This window comes from Streptomyces sp. NPDC030814 (genome assembly GCF_055572155.1).
Window position 1 is genome coordinate 83,968 of the sequence record NZ_JBVIDX010000028.1, and the last position, 18,037, is coordinate 102,004.

The window sequence follows — 18,037 nt, forward strand, 5'->3', positions numbered from 1 at the left end:
CCCGCCATAGCCCTCTTACGTATATCGCTTAGAACTTTGACCCCGTCACGGGGGCATTGCCGGGCCCTTTTATGGGCGTGCCGCCCAGGTTCGGAAAAGAAGATCCCCCGGTACCGCGAGAGGTCTCGGGACGCTCCCTCTCAATGGTATTCTCGTCACTATTCCTCCTCGGATGCCTGGGTGGTGCCCACGTGGACTACCCATCGAGAGGAGGTAGGTGTGCTCACCGGAACGGGCCCCGCAGACGGGGGCAAGGATGATCCGGTGTGGGCGAAGCTGATCCGCCGCGTCACAGACGTGGTCCGGCTCGTAGGTGCTGTCTTGCAGGCCGTGTACTACGCCTGGAAGATCTGACCTGCAGCTGGAGAAGCTGATGGGCCCTACCCTCTCGCGAAGGGCGGGCCCATCGAGTCCTACATCGCGGCTGCGCCCCACGTCTTCGTCCTGCTGGCGGACCGTGGGGCGTAGTCATGTCTGGACTGCGTACGAGACCAACTTTCCTTGTCTCGTGTAGCTACACTACCACGAATCAGCTTTGATATTTCACGACCACTATTTCAGGTGTCGCCAAATATTTCAGCAGCTTCCCTCTTGCCTGTCGGGTTAATTATCCGCGAACCAGTCAGCTTTGGGACCGGAATTAACATCCCCGCATCGATAATTCACGTTCACCAAACGTGATTGCAGACTCCCAACTTCTCAGCCGCGTACGGTTGCCTCTGGATGTCTTCTGGCGGGGTCGGATAACGGGCCAGACCACATCCGCGTGGTCTTGACCAGCGTCGTCGGGCGTCGTCGGAGAGCCGACGACGGGTCTGTCAGAGTCAGCCTGTCTCCCTTGCCCGGTCAAGGTCAGAGGCTGACTCTGGGCCCTCCAGTCAAGGGGGAGGGGTTGACCGGGTGAAGTCGCGGGCCGGCGGCGCTCCACCACCACGGTCTCCTTGTGGACGCCCGTCGACGCCCCGTCGACAAGCGTCCGCCAGGATCCACGGACCGCGCACCGTGGCGGAGCAGGGGGGAAGAAGGTCAGGCGTCTTGCTGTGGATACCCGTAGACGAGGAGTCGACGGGTATCCACAGGTCGCGCACCCTGGGTTGACCCGAGTCGTTGCCTGGCATGCGTCGGTGAAGCGGGGGCGTTGCCTCCGGGGTTACCTGGTCAAGGTCGGGGTTGAGTCTGACAGACCCGTCGTCGGCTCTCCGACGACGCCCGACGACGCTGGTCAAGACCACGCGGATGTGGTCTGGCCCGTTATCCGACCCCGCCAGAAGACGTCCAGGGGTAAGCCGAGAAGCGAGTTAGCGCAGGTCATGCTCATGTCAACCACCCCCCCAGCGTTGCGTGATTGGCCACGCTCGGCGTTTTGAATCGACCTGCCTTTCTGTCGATCACGCGCACACAATCACGTGCCGTGAGCGTACCGCGGGCGGGTTCATCGATTTTTGGTGTGTCGTCAGAACAACCTTTTCCAGCAGGTGAGTTAGGCGATCAGTCCAAGACCTCTGCTACCTGTGACCTGGCAGTAATGCGAGGTTGATGTCCGTTGTGTCCGGCGACTACTTCGAGGATCTCGGGCGCAGGGTCGATGGCCGGTCGGCAGTGTTGGCGAGCATCCGGCGGACGGTCTCCGGGTGCCAGCGCTCCCCGCGCTTGGGTCGGATGCCCTCGGCGTCCAGGGCGGCGGCGATCTCGCGGAAGGACAGTTCGCCCTCGTCGCGGAGCTGGCGGGCACGGGTCCGGCCAGCCTGCTCGGCTTCCTCCTCGGTCAGCTCCTTCTTGTGGGCCTGCCAGCCGTACGGCGGGGCGCCGTAGGCGTACTGCCCCTTCTCCCCCTTGATGCGGCGGCCGCGCCGGAGCTTGGCCACAGTCATGCCTCGGTCCAGCTGGGCGAAGACGCCCATCATCTGGCGCATGGCGGTGCGCATCGGGTCGTCAGGGTCGTCAGGCAGGATCTCGCCCTGATCGGCCATGAACGCGCGGCCGCCGTGCTTCCACGTCTGGGCCAGGGCTGCCTCCTGCACCACCAACTCGCGGGCCAGGCGGTCAAGGTTCGGGGCCACGATGCCCTGGGCCTTCTTCTCCTCGACCCACAGCAGGGCGGTGGCCAGCTCGGGCCGCTCGTCTCCGGCGACGGTGCCGGGCACGGCCTTCTCGATGAACAGCTTTACGAGGCGGTGCCCGTGCTCGCGCGTCCAGCGGCGCACGATGCGCTCCTGGTCCTCCAGTCCGAACCCGTCGAGCTGACTGCCCGTCGAGACCCGGAATAGGGCATAACTGTGACACTGGAGAGCCGACCGCGGCCTTGCCTCCCTGAGTGCCCGGCACGACGTCTCCGGCTCCAGAGATGGGCGGCGCAGGTGGCTGGGCTCCGGAGGTGTCTCCGGGGCCCAGCCACCTGCCCTGGGGCAGGACGCCGTCATGTCACTGGTGCTGGATCCACCAGAGGATGCCGGTGACGAGTACGCCGCCCGCAGTCGTGGTGATGCCGCGAACGAGGCCGTAGCCAGCAGTGCGGAGAAGGGACCACAGGTGGCGGTTACGTCGGTGCTTGCGCAGGTCGGGGCCCCGGCTCTTCCAGAAGATCCAGCGAAGTCGGGGTGACGGTTCGTTCGGCTGGCCCGTAGGCTCGGATGTAGTGCTGATGGTTCCTCCTGGTGTGGAGCTGTCGGTCGCTTCACGAGGCGGCTCCCTGAGGCAACAGGGGGCCGTCGCCTTTTTGCGGGCGACGGCTGCCGCAGCGAACTCCACGAGGTGCTTGGGAGTTCGGCGCTCTCACATCCAGTCTGGGGGCTGCTCCGACTAGTTGGTCACTCGGGTTTGCGCTGGTCAGCGCGGGTTCTTTGGTTGCCAAGGCTGGTCATTAGTAGGTTTTAGCGTGCCATCGGTTGTCATCAGTAGACTTACCTGGTCGAGGCCAGGGGAGGGTTCGTGGCACAGGTCTTGCGTATGCCGACCGAGGCGGAGCTGCCGAGCGGCCCGCGACGCCGGTTTGTTGAGGCGCTGTTTTCGTACTACCGGGATGCTGGGCGTCCCACGCTGCGGACCATCTCTGATGACATCGCAGGCAAGTCACAGTTCGACGCCTTCACAGTCAGCCGGGAGACGGTCCGCAAGATGCTGCGGGGTAAGACTGTCCCATTGAGCTGGGCCGTAGTCGATGCAGTTCTCACGGTGCTGTGCGAGCGAGCCCACATCGATCCCGACGCGGAGTACCACACGGGCGGTTTCGGGGACGATACGTCCACGTGGCGGCAGGACCTGCGGCGCCTGTGGAACGAGGCACTGGACGCTCCACCCCCCTCGTCCGCCCCGCCGCCCTCCGGTTGGGGAGGCCGCGCCCTTTACGCCGACGAACCACCGTTCTGAGGACGCCCAAGCATGTGAAGCCGGACCACGTGTCAGGTTTCGGTCGCGTGCACGTCACGCCCGCGGCTCGGAGGCCGGGGATTGGTCGTCGGTACCGTCCGGAGTCCCACGGAGTTCCGTGTGCCTGTCGGCACGATCACACCAGTGCCTCGCCCCGGCCCATCCCGCGCTGTTGCCGGGTCACAGGAGCGTCAACAGCTCGTGGAGGATCGCGTTCAGTCGGACAGACTCCGGCAGGTCGTTCATGCGGAGGGCGGGAACGCTGGTGCCGATCTGCCGGTGCAGTGCGTCGTGGGCGATGTCCTTGAAGTCCAGGAGCTTCTTGGCGTGCTGCCCGTCGGTGTGCTTCATGGCGAACGTGTGCTGGTTCGCCACCTCCTTGTAGTCCGAGTACCCGAAGACCCGGGGGATGTGGTCGAGGATGGCCCGGATCATGGCGGCGGAGGAGTAGGGGTTCCCGGCCGCGTAGTTGTGGTTCAGCTCCCGGCACAGGTCGAGGAGCTTGTGCAGCTTCCAGCGGGTCGTCGCGGCAGCCTGCTCCAGGTCGGCCAGGAGAGCGAGGTCGACGTACGACGCGGGCTCGGGGTCGACGGCCACGGCTGCCGCCTCCTCCACGGTGGGAGCGGTTACGAACTGGGCAGCCGTCGCGGCGACGATCTCGCACGTCTTCTTGACGTACTCCTCTACGCTGCGCACGTCACGGAACTGCCACACGCTGCGGTTGAGTTCCCGCTCCCACGTCCCGTCGGTGAAGCCGCCGCCTCCGTTCGTGTTGACGGCAGGCTCGTTGGAGAGCAGGTCCGGCAGCACCTGGATGAACTGCGGCTTGAGACCGGGGATCGCGTCCGCCAGGGAGCCAGAGCGCATGATCGCGCGGGGGGTGTCGTTGTGTAGGACGGGGCTGTTCCGGTACAGGTCGACCATGTACTCGAGGGCGCGCACGAAGGGTTCGCCGGCCATCATCCGCATCTCGGGCAGGACGACGGAGGAGGCCACGGTCAGCCGTACCTGGTCGCGCGGGTTGATGGGCGCCCGCATCGGGACGGTGAAGCCGTACCCGGCGGCGTACGGCACATCCGCCCCGATCCGTGGCAGGGAGTGGAACACCGCGTCGGCGTCCACGTCCCGCTGATCGAAGTGGTGCTGAACGCTGCCCCAGACCGGCCAGTCGCCCCGGTCGAGCCACGACCGGGCGATCGTGGCGAGGAGGTTGTGCTGGTCCGGGGTGAGGGTGACGTCGAGGAGCGTGGTCAAGGAAACCCCTTGGTGCGAGACGAGGGTGACGGGCGACCCTGGGGCGTCCGTGTCCGACAGAGCGTCAGACGACCCATCGTACCGGCGAGATCCTGCTTAGCCCCGTATAATTTCCCTTATACAGGGCTACTTTGAGGGGGGGGTACGTGGCCGACTCCGCCGAGGCCAACGTGGTCGACGCCGAGCTCGTCGACGAGGAGGAAGAACGGCCCCTGCCCGTCCCCGCGCCGGCGCCCGGGCCCCGGGCACTCGTGGACCGGCACACCCTGCTGCGCCCGGCCGCGCCCGTCCCGACGGCGGCGGACCTGCCGGCGTACACCGAGGCCGACTTCCGGATCTCGCAGGAGACGGCCGACCTGATCGACACCGCGCCGCCAGCCAACACCTCCCGTACCTACAACTCCGCCCTCGGGCAGTTCGAGGCCTGGTGCGCCGAGCACGGCCGGGTGCCGATGCCGTGCACCACGGCGACGTTCGTGGAGTACGTCGGCCACCTCGTCCAGCGGGACATGGCGCCCTCCTCGATCCAGGTCCACATGTCCGCGATCCGCTCCGCCCACCCCGACGGGCAGCAGCCCGGCACGAAGGAGGCCCGGCAGATCCTGCGCAAGCGGGCCCGGGAGTGGGCCCGGTGCCGCACCCCCCGCAAGGCCCCGCCCATCCGTACGCCCGCCTTCGCCGCCATGGTCGCCACGTGCACCGCGGCGAGCGACCGCGAGCGGCCCAAGGCCGCACGGGACGCGGCCCTGCTCACGCTCGGCTGGGGGATGCTGGCCCGCCGCAGCGAGCTGGCGAACCTCCTCATCGAGCAGCTGCTCGTCGAGGACGACGGCGTGAGCGTGCTGGTGGCGTTCTCCAAGACCGACCAGGCCGCCAAGGGCGAGCAGACCTTCGTGCCGGCCGACCCCGACGAGCCGGCCGTGTGCCCCGTGACGCGGGTGCGCGCCTGGCTGGAGGAGCTGCGCCGCCACGGCATCACGTCGGGCCCGCTGTTCCGGCAGATCACCCGGGGCGGCAGCATCCGCCCGCGTTCCGGGCCGCGCGGCGACTTCCTCAGCCCCGACGCCATCGGGGACATCGTCAAGGCCCGCGCCCGGCTCGCCGGGGTCACGGCACCCGACGGCCGCACGGCGACCGCGCACGGTGTGCGCCGCGGCCCGGCCCAGGAGATCTCCGAAGCGGGCGGCGACCCGACCGCACAGGGCCGCTGGAAACCCGGCTCCCCCACCGTCCGCAAGCACTACATCGAACCCGCCCGGGGCAAGGCCAACAACCCGCTGCCCGCCGCCCGGGCCAGGGCCCGGGAGCAGGCGACCGCCTGACCTCCCAACGTCGCCGACGACCGCTTCGGCGCGCCGGCGCCAGCTGTCGCGCATCGTGGTGGCGTCGACGTCGACCTTGTCGCGCTTGGTCTCCATCGAGGCGGCCTGCTTCTCCGTGCGGGAGGCGTCGGCGCCGGCCTTCTCGTCCACGATCGCGGCCCGGCGGCTGAAGGCGTCGCGCAGTTCCTCGGGGACGCCCCGGACTTCCCAGGCGCCGGTGCGCTCGTTGCGCTCGCGCCGTACGCCGAAGCGCTCGTACGTGAGATACCGGACGCGCGCCTTGAAGTAAGCGTCGGCGGCCGACGCGTGCCGGTGCAGGTCCTGGCCGCTGTTGGCGATGGACCGCCACCCGCCGTCCGAGCACAGCGCCATGTTGGCGATCGTGACGTGCAGGTGCAGATGCAGATGCAGGTCGCCGGGCTCCCCGGCCCGGATGGGGCCGGGGCTCTGGTGCTCGACCGACCAGGCGAGCAGACCGCCGGTCGCCAGCCGCACCGGCTCGCCGTGCAGGGCCTGAAGGAGGCCGCGATGCCCGCGACGAAACCGGGGGTCGGCCTCCCGCCTCCCACATCCACGGGGCACGTTCCTGGCCGGGCTCGAAGCGTTCCAAGTCATCAGGATCGAACTCGCAGACGTTGCGGCTTCGGAGGTGGTCATCGAACAGACCCTGATGCACCGGCCGTCGCCGCACGGATGTATGGGGTGCCCCGACAGCCGTCGGAGCACCCGTGCGCCGTTCAGGCTGCCGTGCGGCTGCTGTGGGCGTTGTGGTGGGGGTATTGCTGCTCGGCGAGGCTGGTCTTGTGCCAGGTGCGGCAGATGGCGATGACGGCGTCGTAGCCGACGGTGAGGGCGGTCAGGCCGAGTGCCATGGCGGTGTCGCTGTCCTGGAGGACGTGGGTGAAGTGCAGGGCGCCGGTGGTGGCTATCGCGGGGAGGGCGAGGGTGCCGGCGGGGCGGCGGAGGGTTTTCATGCCGGTGTACCAGCGGGCCCAGACGTCCTTGGGTGGGATCACGCTGAAGCGCCATCCGGTGGTGCTCTGTTGTTCGTCACCCTGGGGGGTGTCGGGGATGAGGGTGAGGTTGTTCACGTGCACTGTCCTTGATGGGGGCGGCCGGGGGCGCCGGCCGGGTCCGGTGGGGGAAGGTGTGCTGAGGTGAGGATGGGTCAGTCGTTCTCTTCGAAGCCGAAGAGGTCGTCCTCGTCGGCCAGGAAGGCGTCGATCGGGTTGAGCTGTTCGAGGAGCGTGGTCTCGCGGGCGAGGATGCGGCTGACCCGGCGGGCGTCCCAGAGGTTGCGGGCGATGACGAGGCCGTCTCCGAAGGCGACTTCGCCGGTGACGGCCTTGTACATGTATTTGCTGGCTTCCCAGGGCTTTTCCAGGAGGTCGCCGCTGTCCTGGAGGCGGACGATCATTCCGTGGCCGATGGCGACGGGCAGGATCGCGGAATCCAGGACGTGTTCGGTGAAGTGGACTGCCACGGGCACGGCGCCGCCGAGGACGGCCTGGACGATGGCGGAGCTGGTGTCGTGGGGGAAGAGGAGCTCTTTGTAGTGCTGGCGGAGCTGGGGTGCGAGGTGTTCCAGTGACTGGGGCAGGAGGACGTAGTCGGGTGCGGGGTCGGCGACGAGGGGTTCGCCGGTCATGGCCCGCCAGCCCTCATTGAGGGTGAGGCGCCAGGATCCGGAGCAGTCCGACAGCAGTGCCGTTGTGGGTGTGACCGTGGCCGCGTAGAGAGGGTGGCCGGGCACGTAGGTGAGGATGGACAGGGAGGTGGCGGTGGTGTCCCTGGTGGTGAGCCAGCGGCGCATGCAGCCGCTGGCGGAGACGGAGACTACGGGCTGGCCGCTGCGCACCTGCTCCCGGAAGGCTTCTGTGCGTTCGGCCAGACTGCCGTGGGATCCCAGGACGGTGATCGGCTTTCCGGAGATGCCCGTGGCGTCGAGGCTCTCCTGGACGGCGCGCGCGACACGGCCCATGACGGCGGTGGCCCTGTCGTTCCAGCCCTCTTCCTGGCTCGGGACTCCGGCCGGCGGACGATGCCTGGGGGAACGCGTCCACTCGTCCTGCAGGGCGAGGACTTTGGCGAGTGCCTGGTCAGGGGGGGAGCGTCTGGTTCATGTCCTGGCCGGTTGAAACCTCGCGGTCGACGGTGTTCAGCGTGTGCAGGGCAGCCTGAGCAGCAAGTCCGGTAACAGCGTCGGCGCCGTTGTCCAGGAAGGGCAGCAGGTGGTTCAAGTCGGTTCCTCCTTGCGTCGAGGCGCACCCCAGGGCATGTGCGCTGTGTGTTCGCAATGTTGCTTGGCGTAGTGAACACCATCGAGGTACTTCATGTAGTCCGTATGGAGGATCCCATGTGGAACTACATCTACGTGTCGACACTCTTTGAAGTGCGGAAGTGTTGTAAGCCACATCCGGGATGTAGTTGCGGTAACTGGGATGCTAGGAATGCGTATGGAATGTGACGTGCGACGCACCGTGTAGTGCTGTAGTGCCCTACGCTGTGGGGCGTTCAGTCAGTCAGTTACGGTGCCTCGACTCGCCTGTCAGCACCTGTATGAACCGGGATGGCAGCCCCGACCCTGGCGTGGACGGGGCCGACCATGCCCCGACGAAGGGAACCCGCGTGCCCAGCGACTCCAAGAAGGCTGAGAAGGACAAACAAGTCGTAGTGTCTGTCCGTTTTCCCAGTCAGCTACTCGACCGTATCCAGGCCATAGCTGCCGTCCAGTCCACCACCGCCAACGCCGTCATCCGGGCGGGGATGGACGCCTACGTGCGCGAACGGGTCGCCAGCCCCGAGTTCCGCGCCCAGAGCGAGGCGTACGTGGCCAAGGCCCAGGCCCACGTGGCAGCGGCCCTGAAGGATCACTCCGCCGACAGTGCCCACCCGGCCTGACCGTTCCAGCCACCGGATCCGGCAGGCGACTTGGGCACGACGATGCTCAACAACCGATCCCAGTCATGGTCCCTCCCGAGCCGAGGCCCGCCCCCCGTGGGCCTCGGCTCTGCTGTGCTTCGACGATCACCACCTTTCTTCTCCGGTTCATGGCCGCGTCTCGTCTGGCTCCGTCCCGTGACAGCCGTAGCGGACTGGAACGGCTAGCCGGGACCGGAGGCAGCAGGCGATGCTCTGGCATGCAGCCCTCCCGCTGTGGGCCCCGTGAACCTGTAGCCAGGGCGAAGTCCAGCCCGGACAGTCATCGCGACGGCCGCGGCTTGCCCGGTGCCTGGCCGCCCGTCGTCTCGTGCAGCACGACGACCGGCGCAGGCAGCGGCGGCAGCCGCAGCTAGGAATTCCTCTTCGGCACGCTCTCGTGCCTCAACTCGCCTCACAGCATCCGGCGCATGCACGGTTTCCCGCTGAGGGACAGGACCTGTGCGGGCTGCGGACGCTGCCGCCGTGCAGCCCGACGACGGCCGGCACCCCTCTTCGGCCTCATGGAAGTCATTGCACAGCCTGCAGCACACCTGCGGCAGGGGCGCGTCAGCGGCCTCGAACACGTCCGTGCTCAGCGCCTCGAAGAGAACGGGGTGCCCCGGAGGGGGCCAGCACTGACCGGGGACCCGCTGAGGCAGCTGAGGCCGCTCGGGCGCGAGGACCATGGCCTTTTCCTGCCTCAGAAGGCCGGTTCGGGACTCTGCGGAGGACACGGGCCCGCTCGCGCAGTCGGTACAGACTTCCGCACGCCAACCCTGGGCGCCGTCGTAGCCGAAGGAAGGCCGACGGCACCGGGGGCAGGACAGGTCTCCCTGCCGTTGCGCCTGGTCGACGAGGAGTTCCCGCGTCATACGGGAGGCGGACCCGTAGGTCTGGTTGTACTCGGCCTCAGGGATGACCAAGAGCTTGATGCCCGGCCCCCGGCGCGCGAAGGCTTCCAGATCGCTCATGAGCAACTGCAGATCGCGGGGGGTCACATGCTGGTGCTTGGTCAGCCGGTCCTGAACGTCGCCCTGGGCCGGGGCCACTTGGCGGCTGCGGGTGCTGCGCCGGTCCCGGTCCGCGCGGTCCCACGCCTTGCCCCATTCGGCGACCTCCGATCTGCGGACGCCGAGGACCTCGGCAAACGCCATGACGAAGGACCGGCTGGGCCGTGACTGGCCCTTGAGGACCCGGCCCACCGTACTGTGCGGAAGCCGTCCGTGGCCGCCGATACGGTCCAGGCTGCGCAACGACGGACTGCCGGCGCCCTGGTACAGATCGACGATGGCCGAGTGGAGGTCGGCGAAGTCCTTGACGACGCTGATGTGCATGCCGCTGCGCTGGCCGCTCACCACCCCTGCGGCGCGTGCCTCGTCACGTCGGGCGAGCTTCCAGAGCTTCTCGGCCTCAGCCCCCGACAGCCCGCACGCACGGGCATAGGCGACCACCACGCCGAGGTTCCTCGGCACACTGTTTCCGGAAACGGCGCGCCTCAGGGTGTCCGCACTGAACTCTGTGGCGGCGGCGAGCTGTTCATAGGTCAGTCCCGCGTCCTCGCGGCCGGCACGAAGCCAGGAGGCCAGGTTGTGCAGAGATCTGCTGCACGGTTTGATCGGCTGCTCACGACGACCCATGCGCTGTCAGACCTCCGCGGCGTCAGGGTCACGCCGGCGACTGCGCGGCTGGCGCAGCACCCGGCGTCCGGTTGGGACCGCTCCCAGCAGCAATGGACCCGAGGGCAGACCGGGAACGGCCGGAGCCTCCGTGAAGCCGGTGATAAGCGCTGACACCGGGGCGTCCAGTCTCATCTGGCGAGGCCGGGCGAGGGATGTCACACAAGGCAAAAGGTTCATGCTTTCCCTTCCCGGGATCGCGGGCGATGCAGGCCAACATGGCTGCGCAGTACGGCCGTTACCGGTAAGCGCTGCCCGTGTGAACAGTGATGGTGCAGCATCCCTGCACCGCTGAGCGAACGCACGGCGGGCAGATCCCGCAGAACCGTCCCTTTGGCCATCCAGCAGCAGGCCATGCCGCAGAACCCTGTTTCTCCAGCTCACAGACGCGGGGGCCAACCCGTTTCCCGCAAGCGTGTCCCACCTTGTGCGCATACCGAGGTGGGACACGACTGCGGATGAAGGCGCCCAGCCGAACCCCGGACGCAGCGAGTCGCCTCGACACCGGGCAGGCGCCAGACCAAGCCCTCCCTGTCCCGCGCGTGCCCCATAGCGACAACAGCCACCGGTCAGCGCCGTACTGGCTGACTCACAGCTCACGGCGGTCGCTCCCTCTCCACTCCCGTCGACGACATTCACGCCCCGAAGGTCAGATGCAGCCGCCTCAAGCCTCATTGCTCTGGGGAACAGATAACCCGATCAGCCCGCGCAAAAGTGCAGCCTTCACGACGAGACAGGGCAACGAAGGGGGCCTGCTCTCACACCGACAGCACCCACGAGGATTTGCATATGTTCACCACTTCCGAACGCCACTCCGCGCCATCCTGCGCCACCCCGCGATGAGCTGCTTCTTTCCTGCGGAGATCGACTTACCCAACGCATTTGCGCGAACGGGTAGTTGTGCACTCAATCACCCCAAGTGACAGAAATCACCTTCGATGTGAAGGGTGCCCTGACCACCGATGTCTCCCCTATCTACACAACGTCCTGCGCGAGCCGCCTTGACTTCCAAGGCCACTGCATAAATCCAGTCTCGGGACATCGCAGGTAGGGCGAACACGCTCATCCCGGTGAGCCGACGACGAACTCTCCGGCATGCCGTTGCCACAGCCAATGCCATCGAGGTCGATCGACCCTGTCCGGATCGGCAGCGGCTACTACCTGGCGGCCGACGGGCACGGTCGCCGAGAAGCCGTACGTCCTGCTGCACCAGGCGTGGAACGCAGCGGCAGGGCCGGCGTCGTCAAGTTCGCCTGCCCCGGGCGGGAGCGGCTGGGCCTGCCGCGGGTCCGTGACGGCGCGATCGTTCCTGCCACTTGTCCACAGGGGCCTGGCCTGACGCTGTCTGTATGGATGATCAGCACACACCCCGGCGTCGGCCGCGCTTCGACGCAAGCTCTTCGAGGGCCTCAGACTGGCCGAACGTACCATGTTCACCCGTCCCGCGCCGCAATCCCCGCAAGCCCAGATGAAATTCCTTCTCACGCGCGCGAAGGGATCCACGGCGGCCGAAGCCGAGCGCCTGGGCGTTTCCCGGCGCACCGTGGAGCGCTACCGCTCAGGCGCCGTCAAGAGGCCGCAGAAGCGCCTCCAGGCGGCTTAGGTGGAGGAGACCGAGGCGCAGTGGCAACCGCAGGTCAGGGCACAGGCGAGGCAGCGCGCGGCCACGTCTGGAGGGCTCGTCATCTCCTGCCGGGCCGACTTCGGATTCGGCCCGGAGGGGAGCTCCGACGCGGGACGGATGAGGGACGTCATGACCGCCGTCTCACCCACGCACGTCGACCTGATCCTGACCGCGCAGGAGAACGGAGCGACGGATGATGACCTGCACGAGTTGGTTACGGAGGCCATCGCCGACGCCTATTTCGCAAGGAGGGAGGCGGGCGCGCGGGCCTGCACGTCGAATTCAAGGACATAGAACGGCTCGATATCTCGTTTTAGCCGCACGGAATTCACGACGTGCGATAAAACCTGTCTACGGCTGCCGCACCCACCGCGCGGCAGCCGGATTCCCTGCACCCGTTTCCGCGACGAATGGGAGGCTCGTGTGAGCACCCACGCACCCCGATCCCACCGGCGCCCGCGCGTGCCCGCCCGCCGCGCGGCCGCGCCCCGCGAGCCGATCGACTGGGCGAAGGTCGGGCGCCGCTCGGTCCGACGGCGGGCCCGCGGCATGACCCACCCGGAGGCGGCGGCCGCCCTCGAGGACGCAGAGCTGCAGCAGCACATGGTCCGCGACCACGAGGACCTCGCCGGCGATGAGCGCGGCCCGGCCGAAGTCGCGGAGTGGACGCGCATCGTGCAGCTGCTCGCCGACACCGGCGGCGTGTACGACCCGGACGCCGACGCCGTGGTCCAAGACGAGCTCGCGGCCGACGCCGAACGCGAGCACGCCCGGCAGCTGGAGGACGAGCGCCGCCTCCAGGAGGAGAAGGCCGAAGCCCCCCGCCACGCCGCGCTCGCCCCCGACGTCCTGCGCCACGCCCTGCTGCGCACCCTGGCCCGCACCGGCCTGCTGGACGGGTTGAGCGAGGACGAGCGGGCCGCCGTCAGCCGGCTGCCCGAGTCCGACCCCGCGGCCGCGCTCGCCGTCAACGCCCTGCTCGCCCGCGCCCACGAGGCCGGCCGCGGCTCGCGCCCGGGAGCCGCGTCGTGACCGGCGCCCCGGACACGGTGATCGCCGTGTGGACGGAGTCGACCTGGTGCGGCACCCGGTTCGAGACGCTCACCGCCGACGGCCAGGTGCACGTCGACGGCCGACCCCCGCTGGGCGAGCCGTGGTTCGAGGGCGAGGACGACCCCGACTACAACCCGATCTGCTGGTGCCCGCGCCTCCCGAAGCAGTTCTGCATAGAGTGCGCGGGCTGTGCCGCTTGTGGGCAGTGCCGCGGCCCGCACACCTGGCCCCCGGCCCGGTTCTGATCACGGAGAGTGACCTCGCAGGTTCCCGGCCCACCTGTGACACAAGCGGGAACCTGTGAGCCCGAATGCCCTATTCACCCTGTTCGCCTGTGAGGTCGAACCTCCGAATTCCCAGGTGGACGCGTTCCTGTGAGGCGACCTGTAACCCTGTGACATGACCGCCCCAGGCACCCCGGACCGATCACCGGGCGTCACCCGACACGGGCGGGCGCAGTTGTACGGGTGCGGAATGGACTCAGCTGCTGAAGGACTAGACGGGCGTATCCATTGGGTGCAGTGGGTGCAGCCAGCGGATCGGAACGGTTCGCCCTCAGCATCGAGCAGCATGCCAGTGACCTGGTAGCCGCGACCGGGAGTCATCGTGGTGCGGCTGCGCCGCCGGACGCACTCCCGGAGCCGGTTCGACGAGAAGATGACCGTGGTCATCTGCCTCACGTTCGGGGTACTGATCGCGCCGACCGCGTTTGGGCAGACGATCCTGGACGTCGTCACCCAGCTCGTGAAAGGCCTGTCGCAGGCCGGCCAATGACCCCGGCCTGACGCCCGACGGGACCCAGCAGCGCCGTACGAACCTGGGTCCCTGGGTCCTGGGTCCGGCGTTTCCCAGGCGACCACGCGACCTGGGTCCACCTGGGTCCTGGGTCCAGCCGGGGGCTGTGGATCTGTGTCATCGACCCCGGACTGTGTCATCAACCCCCTGTTTTCCCAGGTGGTCGTGACCATCTGTGTCACTGTTCAGCTGTGTCATCGGGCGGGTTTCGCCCGTACCGCAGACCGGCGCCGCGCCCCGGCGATACCGTGGGAACACACGCCAGATGACGCCCCGGGGAGCCCTCGATGAGCCAGGAGCCGGCCGCCGCACCCGAACGCCAGCCGATCGACGAAGCCGCCGCCGAATCAGTCCGCAAGTACGCGGCCGACCAGCGCGCCAAGGTCGAGGTCCTCGCCTCCGTGCTCGAGGACATCGCCGAACACGGCTACCCCTCGCCGGAGGCCGGCGTGCCGTGGGAGGTCGCCCGCGACGCCCACCTCGCCCGCCTCGCCGGTGAGGAGCCCCGTGTCGCCTGAGCACGGCGCGCGGCGCTCCCGGGTCATCCTGGTGGAGCCCGCGCTCACCCAGCTGGCGAAGCTCACCGCGTCCGAGACGCACCGCCTGGACCGCGCGATCGTCGCGATCAGCGTCAACCCGGAGCTCGGCACCGAGGTGCCCGGCACCCTGCTGCGCGACTACGTGGACGAGATCGACGGCGTGCGGGTGATCTACTACGTGACGGCCCTGGGGTCGATCACGATCGTCGCGTACGTTGAGGCGTAGGGCTTCTCGAGAACCCTGCAGCAGCGCCCCGGACTCCTCGGTCCGGGGCGCTGCTGCTTGCTGCTGCACGGTGCAGTGCCGGTTGCAGTGGCGTCCGTTGCTCGGTGCTGCCCGGCTGCTGCTCGTGAGTCGCTGGGGTGCTGCTCGTCATGCAGGAGGGGCGTTGACACTCCGGTCCGCGGGCCAGGCGGCACAAGGGCGCTGCTCGGGTAGCGGACCCGTTGCTGCACGCAGCAGCGCCGTGCAGCAACCAAACGATTGTTTGCTGCACGGCGCTGCTGCTCTGGGTTACTCCGTCTCGCTGGTGGCCCACTGCTCCAGGGCGCCGGGCGGCTCCTGCAGAATCAGCCGGGCGGCGGGACTGAGCCGTCGCCCGGGTGACGCCCATCGCCTTGCCCAGGACGCCGTGGGAGCCGCCCTGCGCGTCGCACTGACGCATCTGAGCCTTCCGGGCGGCAGTGAGTCCGCTCCAGCAGTCCGGTGGGGCCCTCAATGGCGGCCGCGAGGTCGTCGACGCCTGCCCCGCCGGTGCGCAGCAGGGCGATCCCGTGCAGGGCGCTGCCGAACAGCGTGGCGAGCAGCTGGGCGTCGCCGCCCAGCGCCTGGGCGTCGCCGGCGGCGAGCACGATCGTGAGGTCCTGGACGTCGTCGGTGCGTCTCTTGGCTGGGGTGCTGATCTTATACCGAGAGCGTTGACACTTCGATCCGTCGGCCACTGACCTGGGCGTTTCCCGCCCGCGGGAACGGTGTGCACGGAGCTGACACACCGCACCCGCACACGAACTCGCGCAGCGCGCGAGTTGTCCCTGCGCGAGGGGGCCTTTGTCCAGGATGGCAGGGATCTTTGGTGTCGACGCCGACACCGAGACACACGAACGGCGCCGCACCGTGGGGTGCAGCGCCGTGGTGCCAGCCGGGCTGGGTCAGGCGACGCGCAGCTTCTTGCGGCGGTCGCGGGCGAGCTGCTCGCGGTAGTCCTCGACGGCCTGGTGGTAGCGGGCGACGAAGTACGGGTCGTCCATCCGGTCCGCGGGGTCCATGGCGTCGATGGCGGCCCGAGCGTCGGCGGGGGTCTCGTAGGCGGCGAGCATCGCGTTGATGCGGTAGACGCCGTTGCGCTGCTTCTTCACCAGGCGGGCGAGTATCAGCTCGCGCAGGCCGGAGGTGACGCTGGGGCGGCTCAGTCCGAGCAGGTCGGCGATCTGGCTCTGGCCCATCTCCACGCGCCCGCCGGGCTCGCTGCGGGAGCGCAGGGTGAACAGGACGCGGTAGGCCGGCCCTGGCAGGTCTAGCGCCGCGACGACGCCCTCCGCGTTGACCGGTGTAACCAACATGCCCCTGCTCACCGATCGCCCTCCTTCTGCGTCGTCATCGCCTCGAACCGTTCCCGCCGTTCCCGGCGTTGCCGGGCCCGTTCCTTGCGGAACTCTTCGATCGCCTCGCGCATGTGCTGCAGCGAGGGGAACCGGACCAGGTCCGGCAGCGCCGCGGCCCGCAGCTCCGCGAGCGCGTCGGCCTGGTCCACCTGAACATACTCGGTGGTCCCGTCGGAGAGCCGGACCAGTTCGGCCGCGACGTAGGAGTACGGCGGGTTGAACTGGTAGACGCCGCGCCCGATTTTGATCACGATGCCGTGGCTCATGATCTCGCGCAGCGACTCGTTCACCTTCTGGCGCGGGACATCCAGGATCTGCGCCATGTCGTCCTGGGTGAGCGGGATCCGCCCGCCGGCCCTCTGCCCGGCGATCAGCAGCAGGATCAGCCGCAGCGGCAGCGCCTCGCGGTAGTACTGGGCGATCACAAGGAAGAACTCCAGCGCCACCATGGCGAAGGCGTTGGGCCGGTCCGGGTCGGAGTAGAACTCCAGCTGCTGGCGCTGGCGGCCGATGCTGATCTCCCGGCCGGGATACGCCCGCGCCAGGTCGTCCAGACCATCGATCTTCCGGAGCCGCTCGCCGAAGGCACGCAGCGGATCGTCCGGTGCCAGGCCGGGGTTGGGCGCGGGCCTGGCGGCACGCCGGCGGCGCTGTGACTCGGACACGAGCAGCTCTCCAAAGTTCCAAGATCCCGGGCGTGCAGCAACGTAGCAGAAGGTCAGTACTTCTGACCTCCAGGTCGGCATTCCTGACTTCCGGCGAGTCTTGTGTCCCCCCAGGGGTGACACATCTCTGGCACGAACTCCTGCGCGCCGGGAATCTATGGGGTGTCGCGCCGAACGCGACGCCCGGTGCGGAAAGTCAGCCATGCTGACCTTCCGCACCCCGGGAAGTCGGCATTCCTGACCTCTCGCGCGCTGCTACGTCAGGAATGCCGACCTTTCGGGGGCGATGTGTCTACCCAAGAGGGACATACGAGAGGCCCTATGTCCGTCCTCAGGAGTCACAAGCCACCCCACCGGCAACGCTATGACCAGCGGAAACGCGAGGTCTGCCCTTATCTGATGTTTCGTCGTAAGGCGCGCACCGGGCACCGTCGTGGCCGAAGCGGCTTCGCGTGCGGCTCCGTCGAGCAGCTACGGACCGTAGGCGGCACCAGCGGCTCTGAGTCTCGGGTGGTGCCGGCCGTGACGGACAAACAGCAGCAAGGGCGTGGCTCGGGCCGGAACTCGGTTCCGCCGCCCGGCCCTGAGGGCCGATCGGCTTCTGCACCTCCGCACGCCGAATTTCGAAGTCCCCATATCCGAGGTTCCTTTCTATGGCTAAGGTCAGTCCGGTAGGTCGAATTCTCAGGCTTCCTATCCGATGGATTCCCAGAAGGTGCCGAGTGGAAATTAGGGTCTCTTTTTAGCCCGCGCCAGGTGTGGCCTGCTAGTTCCAGAGCCTATCTAGTGCTTCAAAGTGAAGCACTCAACCGGCCGGGGTGTCGCTCGGGCCGATTGCCCCTCCCCTAACCCGACCTCTCCATGACCCTCCGTCACCTCTCTCCGTACTCGCCCGATTCGGCCCGCACCCTTTCTCCACTCACCGCCTCCCCCTCTCACTGCTGCTGCTTTTCCGACCGGTTCCCCTGCGGGCGGGGAGTGTTGGGGCTGGAGCGGAGCGGAGGCCCCGGATCGGGCGGGAGTGAGGGCGCGGCCGCGCTGCGGCCGCTGGCGCGTGGCGCGCAGCGGCTCGCGCGCAACTCGCGGGCGCAGCCCGCGAGTTGACGCTGTGCCACGCAGTGGCACAGCTGGCGCACTCGCGGAGCGGGTGCGCCACGGTTGCGCGCAGCGCGACCGTCGCTTCCTCCGGGCGAAGCCCGGAGGAACCCGCTCCGCGGGG

18 protein-coding genes and 1 pseudogene are annotated in these 18,037 nt (G+C 68.3%); 10 read left to right on the forward strand and 9 right to left on the reverse strand.

Annotation, left to right across the window (positions count from 1 at the left end):
• Positions 1-219: 219 nt before the first annotated feature.
• The gene (locus tag ACZ43N_RS36500; RefSeq protein ID WP_468103353.1) at positions 220-354 is read left to right on the forward strand and encodes a hypothetical protein; all 135 of its coding nucleotides are present in this window, start codon (positions 220-222) and stop codon (positions 352-354) included.
• A 1,202-nt stretch (positions 355-1,556) separates the two neighbouring features.
• On the opposite strand, the gene ACZ43N_RS36505 is transcribed toward ACZ43N_RS36500, so the two are convergent.
• Positions 1,557-2,420 carry a recombinase family protein gene (locus ACZ43N_RS36505; protein ID WP_468103354.1) on the reverse strand — a complete coding sequence of 288 codons (864 nt, stop codon included), beginning with the start codon at positions 2,418-2,420 and terminating at the stop codon, positions 1,557-1,559.
• Positions 2,421-2,928: 508 nt separating this feature from the next.
• Between ACZ43N_RS36505 and ACZ43N_RS36510 the strand changes: the two genes are divergently transcribed.
• The gene (locus ACZ43N_RS36510) at positions 2,929-3,366 is read left to right on the forward strand and encodes a hypothetical protein (RefSeq protein ID WP_468103356.1); all 438 of its coding nucleotides are present in this window, start codon (positions 2,929-2,931) and stop codon (positions 3,364-3,366) included.
• 180 nt (positions 3,367-3,546) lie between these two features.
• Here ACZ43N_RS36510 and ACZ43N_RS36515 read toward each other — a convergent pair whose 3' ends face one another.
• On the reverse strand, positions 3,547-4,620 hold the full coding sequence (locus ACZ43N_RS36515) for a hypothetical protein (protein ID WP_468103358.1): 1,074 nt from the start codon (positions 4,618-4,620) through the stop codon (positions 3,547-3,549).
• Positions 4,621-4,766: 146 nt separating this feature from the next.
• Here ACZ43N_RS36515 and ACZ43N_RS36520 point away from each other — a divergent pair, with 146 nt between their 5' ends.
• The gene (locus tag ACZ43N_RS36520) at positions 4,767-5,942 is read left to right on the forward strand and encodes a site-specific integrase (RefSeq protein ID WP_468103360.1); all 1,176 of its coding nucleotides are present in this window, start codon (positions 4,767-4,769) and stop codon (positions 5,940-5,942) included.
• A gap of 33 nt (positions 5,943-5,975) precedes the next feature.
• On the opposite strand, the pseudogene ACZ43N_RS36525 reads toward ACZ43N_RS36520, so the two are convergent.
• The 4 genes and pseudogenes from ACZ43N_RS36525 to ACZ43N_RS36540 all read right to left on the reverse strand — a co-directional run.
• Positions 5,976-6,599: pseudogene (locus ACZ43N_RS36525) on the reverse strand (relaxase domain-containing protein); the annotation flags it as partial.
• A gap of 80 nt (positions 6,600-6,679) precedes the next feature.
• Complete coding sequence (locus ACZ43N_RS36530; protein WP_468103361.1) at positions 6,680-7,033, reverse strand: hypothetical protein; 354 nt, start codon at positions 7,031-7,033, stop codon at positions 6,680-6,682.
• A 77-nt stretch (positions 7,034-7,110) separates the two neighbouring features.
• Complete coding sequence (locus ACZ43N_RS36535; RefSeq protein WP_468103363.1) at positions 7,111-7,923, reverse strand: hypothetical protein; 813 nt, start codon at positions 7,921-7,923, stop codon at positions 7,111-7,113.
• A gap of 118 nt (positions 7,924-8,041) precedes the next feature.
• Positions 8,042-8,182 carry a hypothetical protein gene (locus ACZ43N_RS36540; protein WP_468103364.1) on the reverse strand — a complete coding sequence of 47 codons (141 nt, stop codon included), beginning with the start codon at positions 8,180-8,182 and terminating at the stop codon, positions 8,042-8,044.
• A gap of 433 nt (positions 8,183-8,615) precedes the next feature.
• Here ACZ43N_RS36540 and ACZ43N_RS36545 point away from each other — a divergent pair, with 433 nt between their 5' ends.
• The gene (locus ACZ43N_RS36545; RefSeq protein WP_468103366.1) at positions 8,616-8,843 is read left to right on the forward strand and encodes a hypothetical protein; all 228 of its coding nucleotides are present in this window, start codon (positions 8,616-8,618) and stop codon (positions 8,841-8,843) included.
• A gap of 203 nt (positions 8,844-9,046) precedes the next feature.
• Here the strand turns inward: ACZ43N_RS36545 and ACZ43N_RS36550 are convergent, their stop codons facing one another.
• The gene (locus ACZ43N_RS36550; protein WP_468103368.1) at positions 9,047-10,501 is read right to left on the reverse strand and encodes a helix-turn-helix domain-containing protein; all 1,455 of its coding nucleotides are present in this window, start codon (positions 10,499-10,501) and stop codon (positions 9,047-9,049) included.
• A 1,642-nt stretch (positions 10,502-12,143) separates the two neighbouring features.
• Here ACZ43N_RS36550 and tpg point away from each other — a divergent pair.
• From tpg to ACZ43N_RS36580, 6 genes are all read left to right on the forward strand, one after another.
• On the forward strand, positions 12,144-12,458 hold the full coding sequence (gene tpg, locus ACZ43N_RS36555) for a telomere-protecting terminal protein Tpg (RefSeq protein ID WP_468103370.1): 315 nt from the start codon (positions 12,144-12,146) through the stop codon (positions 12,456-12,458).
• 129 nt (positions 12,459-12,587) lie between these two features.
• Positions 12,588-13,196, forward strand: a complete 609-nt coding sequence (locus ACZ43N_RS36560; RefSeq protein WP_468103372.1) for a hypothetical protein — start codon at positions 12,588-12,590, stop codon at positions 13,194-13,196.
• Complete coding sequence (locus ACZ43N_RS36565) at positions 13,193-13,462, forward strand: hypothetical protein (RefSeq protein ID WP_468103374.1); 270 nt, start codon at positions 13,193-13,195, stop codon at positions 13,460-13,462. Before ACZ43N_RS36560 ends, ACZ43N_RS36565 begins: the two co-directional genes overlap by 4 nt.
• Positions 13,463-13,823: 361 nt before the next feature.
• Entirely contained in the window at positions 13,824-13,991 is a 168-nt protein-coding gene (locus ACZ43N_RS36570) for a hypothetical protein (protein WP_468103375.1), read from the forward strand.
• Positions 13,992-14,299: 308 nt separating this feature from the next.
• Positions 14,300-14,530, forward strand: a complete 231-nt coding sequence (locus ACZ43N_RS36575) for a hypothetical protein (protein ID WP_468103377.1) — start codon at positions 14,300-14,302, stop codon at positions 14,528-14,530.
• On the forward strand, positions 14,520-14,777 hold the full coding sequence (locus ACZ43N_RS36580; RefSeq protein WP_093780635.1) for a hypothetical protein: 258 nt from the start codon (positions 14,520-14,522) through the stop codon (positions 14,775-14,777). Before ACZ43N_RS36575 ends, ACZ43N_RS36580 begins: the two co-directional genes overlap by 11 nt.
• Before the next feature lie 923 nt (positions 14,778-15,700).
• On the opposite strand, the gene ACZ43N_RS36585 is transcribed toward ACZ43N_RS36580, so the two are convergent.
• On the reverse strand, positions 15,701-16,123 hold the full coding sequence (locus ACZ43N_RS36585) for a MarR family transcriptional regulator (RefSeq protein WP_468103379.1): 423 nt from the start codon (positions 16,121-16,123) through the stop codon (positions 15,701-15,703).
• A complete protein-coding gene (locus tag ACZ43N_RS36590) occupies positions 16,120-16,818 on the reverse strand; it encodes a hypothetical protein (protein WP_468103380.1) in 699 nt (232 codons plus the stop codon). The genes ACZ43N_RS36585 and ACZ43N_RS36590 overlap by 4 nt, the downstream gene beginning before the upstream one ends.
• Positions 16,819-18,037 lie beyond the last annotated feature (1,219 nt).